Source organism: Catenovulum sp. 2E275, from assembly GCF_025515275.1.
Taxonomy (GTDB): domain Bacteria; phylum Pseudomonadota; class Gammaproteobacteria; order Enterobacterales; family Alteromonadaceae; genus Catenovulum.
The window spans coordinates 44,982-53,385 of sequence record NZ_JAOPFU010000030.1 but is presented as its reverse complement, the minus strand read 5'-3'; the positions used below and the strand labels follow the sequence as shown (position 1 = coordinate 53,385).

Below are 8,404 nucleotides of genomic sequence, written 5' to 3'. Positions count from 1 at the left end.
GGTTTGAAAGGTGCCTACATTCCTTCACCAATCTGTTTTGTATTGAAAGCGCTGTGATAGCTCTGAAACATGCATCTTGAGGTAGCACGGGTATATTAACCTTAAACTGTTCGGGTTATTTTTTGCAGACCCGGTGGATTATTAACATCAATACCACGAGATAACGCGATTGGAGTGAGATCTAAATAAAATCTTTGTAACAAGGTAAGTGGCTGTAATCTCGGTGGAATATTTTTAAGGGCTTGATGAATATGCGTAATCGCTATTTCGCTTTGCTCAAACTGTTTAATGTACGACATGTGTGATGCATAAGATTCATCTTCGACAATGGTATTAAATATTTTGAGTTGATGTTCAAGCAAACCCACACCACCATGTAAAAACTCAGCCGTACTAAATGGCTCGGCGTGAATCCCGCACAAACCTTTGAGTTTCATTGATATTTCTTTAGCAACTGAATAACCAAAACCACGACCTAAAATAGCGCAGTGCTCTGTATCAGCAAAACTTTCGGGGTTTAAAACTGGCGGACTTTCAATTGCTTGATTTAAATATTCTGGCAATTGAGCAATCGACTTTTTCAATTCTTTATTATGCGACCAAGTTGCCGCTAATTGGAGTAATGCAGCTAAAGCGGTTAAATGGGTTTTGGTTGCGCCAACGGCTTTTTGCTCTCCGGCTTTTAAGGGCAAAATAACATCAATAATATCAGCCAGCGGCGAATCTTCATCATTTACAATAGCGACCACAAATGCACCTGCTTCGCGCGCCATTTGAGCTTGCTGAATCACATCCGGGCTACGTCCAGATTGAGAAACAACCAGCACCAGAGACTTTTCTAGAAGCATTTTACGCTGATAAATACTGGTTACAGACGGTGCTGCGCCAACAACAGGAACACCGGTTTCAGTTTCAAATAAATATTTAGCAAACCCGCTAGCATGATCAGACGACCCACGGCCAACCATATAAATAAATCTGGGCTGCATAATTTTTAAATGAGAACCAAGCTTGGCAATGGTATGTTCGTTTTCTTCGATTTGCTCTGCGATTCGAGCCGGAGTTTCTTTTGCTTCTAGTGATAACAAGGATTCTGTCATATTAATGAAAACTATTGGCTTTTGGTCAGTTGACTTTAATTTGCCTAACTCTAGCAGGTTATAAAAATCATAAAACTGATTTTATAGACGATTTAGATTCAAACATATAAAAGAATCATATTTGGCTTAGGCGTAATTTAATGCCAGCTCAGGTGTTTGAAACAAAATTAAACCGCCAAACACAGGTTGGGTGTATTTAGCTGAAATAATTTGTTGTTTAAGCGCTGGCGGCAAATACGCTTGAATAATATCGCTTAATCCACCCATTAAACAAATTGGGGAATTTTGTTGATAGTTAAGTTGAGTCGCTAAACGGCTTAGGTAATTTATTGCCTGCTCAATAATCTCAAGGGCGCTGGCATCACCTTCATCAGCACTTTCAAATACACAACGAGCTAACTGGCCAATTTGACTCGGACTAGCATTGTGCCAATATTGGCTTAATTCTATTGCCGAATCTAACTCACTAAATTGACAGACTTTATTTGCCAATAAACTGCCAGACTCTACGTTATCCAATACTAGCAGTGTATGTTGCAAAGCTTGTAAACCAAACCAAGCAGCAGAAGCTTGATCGCCAAGCTTATGCCCATAACCACCTAACACCGTCGTTTTACCCTGATTAATCGCAATCGCGCAGCTACCTGTGCCAACAATAATAACATTGCCTTGGGCTTGCTGATGCGCCGCGTAACAAGCCAGATGCAAATCAGTTGTAAAATAAAAATCAGCGTAAGGATGTTGCCACTGGCTAAGCTTACTCGCCACTTTGGGATAATTAACCCCAGCAATCCCCGCATAAACCGGAATATTTTTTAACTCTAACTCAGCCAAGTTGTGTTCAGATAGCAGTGATTTAATTGCTTGCTGAATATTTTTAAGTGCCAATTTATAATCGGATGCTAAATTAGCAGGCCCAGTTGTACATTGGGCTACAGGTTTTAAACTCAGTTGTTCAAATAGCACGGCATGGCATTTTGAGCCACCGGCATCAACCGCAATAAAGTATGAGTTAGTTGTCATTAGCTGGTTTAGTATAAGGCTCAAATATATCAATTACCCGCTTAACACCACTCATATTACGCGCAATTGTGACTGCAATTTTTTGCTCATGTTCTGTTAACTTACCCATTAAAAACACTTCGCCATTTTCAGTAATTATTTTTACCTGATGACCATCCAGCTCTTTATCGGCCAGCATTCGGGTTTTTAATTTAGTGGTTAGCCAAGTATCTTGGGTACGCTGAGCGGTACTTGAATTTTCGGCAATTCTAACCTCGTTGTATAAATCAGCTAAGTTAGGATCTTCAGTCGCCATTTTAACAATTTTATCAAGCAAAAAATCGGTTGGTGCTTGACCCACTAACAATACATTTTTGTTATAACTCACCACAGTCACATGCGATTGCTTAGCAATGGCCGGATCGTGATTAAGTTTGTGCTGAATGCCTTTTTCAAGCTCATGATCGGCAACTTGGGTGTCTACATCGCGCCGATCACTGGCTACAACCGCTGTTGTTCCGGCGGCTCCGGCAAAAACGGCCACAGCACAAGCGGTTAATTGTGTTAATGCAAAACCTATCAGTAATAGCTTGAAAAATTTCATCTTACATTCCCGGAAATAAAGTTTGCTCAATTGCATCACAAATACTGTGAGCAACTAACTGATGTACTTCATTAATACGAATTGCTTTGTCAGATGGCACACGAATTTCAACATCATTTGGCCCTAACAAGCCGGATATTTCACCGCCATCACTACCGGTTAAAGCCACAACCAACATATCTTTAGATAAAGCAGCTTCAATGGTTCTTAACGAGGTTGGTGAATTTGGATAAGCACTGGCAATCACCAGTACATCACCAGCTTGCGCAATGGCTCTTAATTGAGTTGAAAATTGTTGCGTTGCCTGATTTTCGTCACTCAGCATAGACATTAAAACCGGATCAGCAGATAAAGCCAAAGCAGGTAAACTTGGGCGTTCATGCTCTAACCGGTAATTTAAGGCATTAGCTAAAATGCTGGCAACTGAGTGAGAAAAACCGTCGCCGCAGCAAAGAATCTTTTTCTCGGCAAGTAATGCGTTCAACATAATTTGAGCTGCATTTTCAACAATTGGCGCCAGCACATCAAGCGCTGCGATTTTAGTATGAATACTTTCGGTAAAACTTTGTTTGATTAATTCTTGCATGATTTAACTGTGTTATGGGTTTTAATTGACTAAAACGCGTTTTTTATCCAGTTGAGATTGCTGATTTGGCCTTCTATTGTAACGACATCAAAGCGAATGGCACAATGATTTAAGTTAATATTGTGCTGCTGTAAATAAAACTGCGCCGCTTTTTTAACTTTATTTTGTTTTTGCACACTAATACTAGCGCTGGCGCCACCATACTGGCTGTTTTTTCTGAACCTGACCTCAACAAAAACTAACGTGTCATTTTCACGACAAATTAAGTCTATCTCGCCTAATTTGCAGTTAAAGTTATACTCCAGCGTCGTTAGCCCCTGCTTGGTTAAATAACGGGCAGCCGCTTTTTCATAATCCTGCCCAAGCAGACGCTTATTGAGTAACGTTTTTAAGTGCAAGGTTGGTGACTCTGCCATGATCATATTTTGCCCAGCTCATAGCCCGCTCTATTTGCAATGAGTCTTGCAAACTTAACTCACCACTTAGCCCTGCAATTCGGTAATTAGGAAAAACCTGCATTTGCGCTAAATGAGGAACAAGCTGGTAAGCGTCAAACCCAAAAGCAAATAAACGGGATAACTGGTCATTGGTATTTTTCCAAGCAAGCTGCATTTGGTGAGCCAATTGATTATGATTCGCCCGCCCCGGTAAAATCCACGGCATGTCACTGAAAATAATCTGATTTAAATCCCGCATATCCGCATTATTTAAATTACTGCTATAACTTAACGAGCTTGCATAAATTGGAATAATTGGCGCAAAAGGCGATGTATTAACATCTATATAAGGTTTTAAAATTCGAGTTTGAGTTGGATCGCCAATAATATAAATTGCGTCTATATCGCGGCGGTTGCGAGGCTCAGATTCAAACTGAACGCCACGCCCAACTAAAGAGCGAATCGTTTTAATTCTGGATTCGGACTGCTCAGTTTCCATTAAACTGGTTACGCTGGTTTCCATTTCTTTAGTATTGCTATAAAAAGCAACACTAATATGTTTGTTGCTGAACTCGCTAAACGCTTTAACAAACGCATCGCTCATTCGTTTACCAAAACTATTATTAGCGGCAAATACAATTGGTTTTTGGTGACCAAGCTGATGCATTTTTATCGCGGCTTGTCTGGCTTCCATTTCAGGGCTTAATGTAAAGCTATATTGGGCAGCAACTTGCTCAGGCTCGTCTTGAGTTAATATATTGCTCGCCGCATCTAACACTGGCTCATTGCTCTCAACAGGCGTATCCGCAGATGTTTGTGCCAATTGCTGCGCAGCAGATTTATCGGTTACCACTAACTCTTCGCCAGATAAATCACTAATATCATTTAAAAATAAAATCGGCTTATTTAGTTTTAATGAGATTAGCTTTTGAATATTTTCTTTTAATAAAGGGCCAATAATAAAATCATATTCAGCCAGTGCAAATTCATCCCAATTAATCGTTTCGCTATCAATAAAAGTAACTTTGGGTGAGTGTGATAATTTTTGTTCAAAAAAGCTGGCGCTAATCCCTTGTTGAATAGCTTGGCCTTGTTTAATAAAGCGACCGCTTAATGGCAAAATAACCGCGATATGCTCTGGTTTATAAGGCTTAGTTTTTAAAGCTTGCTGCAAACCGTCCGGCAACTGTTTAGCCGCAGGATGACTTGCAAACTGTGCTTGCCAGTTTTTTATTTTCAGTAACATATTAGCCGGAGAATCAGCATTAGCCTGAGTAATTTGTAATAACTCTAACCAGCCGGATAATTCAATTTGGCTTGGCTGCTGAAAGTTTTTGTAGGCTGATGGATGCAGGTTAATTAAATCTTGCCAGAGTAAGTTATTTTGCGCTTGGATTTGAGCTTCATCAGTTAAATAAGATTTTAATTCAATCCGATTTTTAGCTGCGATTAAATAATGTCGGGTTTGGCTGGCGGCAATACTTTTAGCTGATAAAAAACGAGCTTCAAACCCTTGTACATTATCAATTTGTTCCAGTTGTTGATAAGCACTTGGATATTGCTCAAAACTGAGATACGTTTCTGCAAAAAACAAATGATACTGCGGCTTTATAGCTGCACTGATTAACTCTGGTTGTAATTGCGATAAAATCGCATAAGCTTTTTTGGGTTCTTGCTGCTGCAAATAGGCATCGGCCGCCCGCACATACCAAATAATAGATTGCTCTAATGAATCAGCCTGATTGGCTTTATCCAGAAAATCCGATGCTGGTACGGTTTGAGTTTTGGGAATGCTTGGCTGCTCAGTTTTTTCGGGTTTGCTCACATTAACCGCAGGTTTATTTGGCGCAGAGCCACAACTGGTTAATAAATAAAAACAGCTTAGCAACAAACTTATCTGGTAAAATTTTGTACGTTTAATCATTCTTTCCTGAATAACTATGTTAACTGCAAGGCGAGCCTAGTATATTACGCTCTGGATGCAAAATCAGTGAATTTATTAATATAAAGCTAAGGGTAACTGTTATGACGCCAGCGGGCAAACTTTACGTGGTCGCCACGCCAATTGGTAATTTAGATGATATTACACAACGCGCTCTCGCTACTTTACAGCAAGTAAATTTAATTGCAGCAGAAGATACCCGAAATGCTTTACGTTTATTGAACCATTTCTCAATAAAACAAAAATGCATTGCTTATCATGACCATAACGAAAATAGCCAAAGCAGCAAGTTAATTGAATTATTAAAAGACGGTCAGAATATCGCATTAATTTCAGATGCCGGAACACCTTTAATTAACGACCCCGGTTACCATTTAGTAAAACAATGCCGAGCACAAAATATTCAAGTTGTTCCGATTCCGGGGGCATGTGCTGTGATTACCGCACTATGCGCCGCAGGTGTCGCCACAGATCAATTTTATTTTGGTGGATTTGTTCCCCCAAAACAGCAAGCCAGACAAGCTTTATTTAAAAAATTAACCGAACAAACTTACACCTCAGTGTTTTACGAATCGACACACAGAATCATCGCCAGTTTGCAAGATTTACAAACCAGCATGGGAGCCGAGCAAACCATTGTCATTGGCCGCGAGCTAACCAAAACATTTGAAACTTTTTATGCTGGCACAGTTGCAGATACATTAGACTGGATTCAAGCAGACCATAACCAACAAAAAGGGGAATTTGTTTTAATTATTGAAGGCGCTGAAAAAACACAAGAAATAGATCAGAAAAGTATAGATTTATTAGTTAAGTTAAAAGCCTATATGCCGCTAAAAGCCGCCGCTGGCATTGTTGCCGAAACATACGGTGTTAACAAAAAAGCACTTTATCAGGCAGGAATAGAGCTGGATTAAACCGAACTAACATGAATATGGAATAAGAAATTACGGGCAAAACAATGGTGTTTTATTTTAATGTGGCAAATTGGTCAGCATGGGCCGATGGATTAGAAACACAAGCCGACTGGCAACAATGGCAGGCAGGTGAAAAACAATTAGCGGATGAGCTTAATTTACCCGCATTAAAATCGGTTCCGCCAATGCAAAGACGCCGGTTGAGTCCATTTGCAAAAGTCACTTTACATTGTGCGCTTGAAGCAGCTGGCGATGATGCTAGTCATGTACCTTCGGTATTTGCATCCCGTCATGGTGATTTACATAAAACGACAGCGCTAATTGAAGCAGTAGCAAAAAAAGAAGACTTATCCCCAACTCAGTTTGGTTTATCTGTACATAATGCTCTGGCCGGTTTATTTAGTATTTTTACGCAAAACACCGCGCCAATCAGTGCGGTTGCGGCTGGTGAAAGTACCTTTATTGCAGGTTTAGTTGACAGCTTGGTCAAAATGCAAATAAATCAATACGCTAAAATTTTATATGTCTATTCAGATTTAAAAGTACCCACCTGCTATCAAAACTATGTAGCCGAAAATGAAAAGAACATCGCGATTGCTTTATTGTTAGAAGCTTCCCCCATGGAACAAGCACAATTTAGTTTGGCACAAACTAAATTGTCACAATCTGAGCATACACTAGAGTTAAATGGCCCTCAGGCATTTAGTTTTATTCAGTTTTTATGTTCAAACCAACCAGCTTTAATACAAGCCATTCAACAGCAAACATGGGTATTTAACAGGGCAAATGGATAAGCTCAACCTTATTTACCGGGTAATAGTAACCGGCGGCGCATTCTCTTTATTCAATCTAGGTGGCTTGGTTTTATCTATTATTGTTTTTCCGTCGATTAACCTGTTTTATTGCAATCAGCTAAAACGTCAGGCCGCAGCCAAAAAAGTTGTACATTACACATTTAAAGGTTTTGTTGCTTATATGAAATTGGCTGGTATTATTCGCGTCCAAATCGAGAATAAAGCAGCGCTGAGTCAAGCTCAAGGCAAAGTGATTATTGCGAATCACCCATCGTTAATTGATGTCGTCGTTTTAATTTCTTTAATTAAAAATGCTGACTGTGTTGTAAAGTCCGGTTTGTGGCGTAAGCCATTTATTAAAGGTGTGGTTAAAAGCACTGGTTATATAAATAATGATGCAGAGCCGGAAGTTTTTCTTAAAAACTGTAAAACCAGCTTAAATAACGGAAATAATTTAATTATTTTTCCTGAAGGAACCCGAACAGAACCCGGTTGTGAGCCTGTGTTTAAAAGAGGGGCGAGTAATATAGCGGTTAGAACTCAAACTGATTTATTGCCTTTATTAATTGATGTTAAACCAACTACATTAACTAAAGGTGAAAAATGGTATCAGGTTGCAAAAAAGCGGGTGGTTGTCAGGTTAAAAGTATTACCGGACTATTCGGTTAAACCTTATTGTGATAATCCGGATATTGCCGCTAAATCGGTTCGTTCGTTAACCCGTGATTTAGAAAGTTATATCAGAAAGGAAATAAAAGCTTATGAATGATTTAATTGCCGAAGTAAAACAATTAATCATAGATGCTTTAGAGTTAGAAGATATTGAACCACAAGATATAGATGCCGATGCGCCGCTATTTAATGATGGTTTAGGATTAGACTCTATTGATGCATTAGAGTTAGGTGTTGCCATAAAAAAAGCTTATAACATAAAACTGGAAGGCAACTCTGAAGAAAGTAAAAAACATTTTTATTCAGTAACAACCTTGTGTGAGTTTATACAGGCAAATCGTAATTAAAAT

The 8,404-nt window shown here is 39.2% G+C and carries 10 protein-coding genes; 4 read left to right on the top strand and 6 right to left on the bottom strand.

Features of this window, described 5'->3' with window-relative positions; translation table 11 throughout:
• Nucleotides 1-101: 101 nt before the first annotated feature.
• The 6 genes from nagB-II to N7931_RS13595 form a co-directional block, all read right to left on the bottom strand.
• On the bottom strand, nt 102-1,100 hold the full coding sequence (gene nagB-II, locus N7931_RS13620; protein WP_262794811.1) for a glucosamine-6-phosphate deaminase NagB-II: 999 nt from the start codon (nt 1,098-1,100) through the stop codon (nt 102-104).
• Nucleotides 1,101-1,226: 126 nt separating this feature from the next.
• The gene (locus N7931_RS13615) at nt 1,227-2,147 is read right to left on the bottom strand and encodes a BadF/BadG/BcrA/BcrD ATPase family protein (RefSeq protein WP_262794809.1); all 921 of its coding nucleotides are present in this window, start codon (nt 2,145-2,147) and stop codon (nt 1,227-1,229) included.
• Nucleotides 2,113-2,706, bottom strand: coding sequence for a BON domain-containing protein (locus tag N7931_RS13610; protein WP_262794807.1), 594 nt, complete (start codon nt 2,704-2,706; stop codon nt 2,113-2,115). The genes N7931_RS13615 and N7931_RS13610 overlap by 35 nt, the downstream gene beginning before the upstream one ends.
• Nucleotide 2,707: 1 nt before the next feature.
• On the bottom strand, nt 2,708-3,292 hold the full coding sequence (locus N7931_RS13605; protein ID WP_262794805.1) for an SIS domain-containing protein: 585 nt from the start codon (nt 3,290-3,292) through the stop codon (nt 2,708-2,710).
• Nucleotides 3,293-3,321: 29 nt separating this feature from the next.
• A complete protein-coding gene (locus N7931_RS13600; protein WP_262794804.1) occupies nt 3,322-3,708 on the bottom strand; it encodes a YraN family protein in 387 nt (128 codons plus the stop codon).
• Complete coding sequence (locus N7931_RS13595) at nt 3,665-5,653, bottom strand: penicillin-binding protein activator (RefSeq protein WP_262794803.1); 1,989 nt, start codon at nt 5,651-5,653, stop codon at nt 3,665-3,667. The genes N7931_RS13600 and N7931_RS13595 overlap by 44 nt, the downstream gene beginning before the upstream one ends.
• Before the next feature lie 101 nt (nt 5,654-5,754).
• Between N7931_RS13595 and rsmI the strand changes: the two genes are divergently transcribed.
• The 4 genes from rsmI (at nt 5,755) to N7931_RS13575 (ending at nt 8,401) form a co-directional block, all read left to right on the top strand.
• Nucleotides 5,755-6,588, top strand: a complete 834-nt coding sequence (gene rsmI, locus N7931_RS13590; protein ID WP_262794802.1) for a 16S rRNA (cytidine(1402)-2'-O)-methyltransferase — start codon at nt 5,755-5,757, stop codon at nt 6,586-6,588.
• Nucleotides 6,589-6,650: 62 nt separating this feature from the next.
• Nucleotides 6,651-7,382: a beta-ketoacyl synthase chain length factor gene (locus tag N7931_RS13585; protein ID WP_262794801.1), complete on the top strand. Its 732-nt coding sequence runs from the start codon at nt 6,651-6,653 to the stop codon at nt 7,380-7,382.
• Nucleotides 7,375-8,151 carry a lysophospholipid acyltransferase family protein gene (locus N7931_RS13580; RefSeq protein WP_262794800.1) on the top strand — a complete coding sequence of 259 codons (777 nt, stop codon included), beginning with the start codon at nt 7,375-7,377 and terminating at the stop codon, nt 8,149-8,151. Before N7931_RS13585 ends, N7931_RS13580 begins: the two co-directional genes overlap by 8 nt.
• Complete coding sequence (locus N7931_RS13575) at nt 8,144-8,401, top strand: phosphopantetheine-binding protein (protein ID WP_262794798.1); 258 nt, start codon at nt 8,144-8,146, stop codon at nt 8,399-8,401. Before N7931_RS13580 ends, N7931_RS13575 begins: the two co-directional genes overlap by 8 nt.
• The last annotated feature ends 3 nt before the right edge of the window (nt 8,402-8,404 follow it).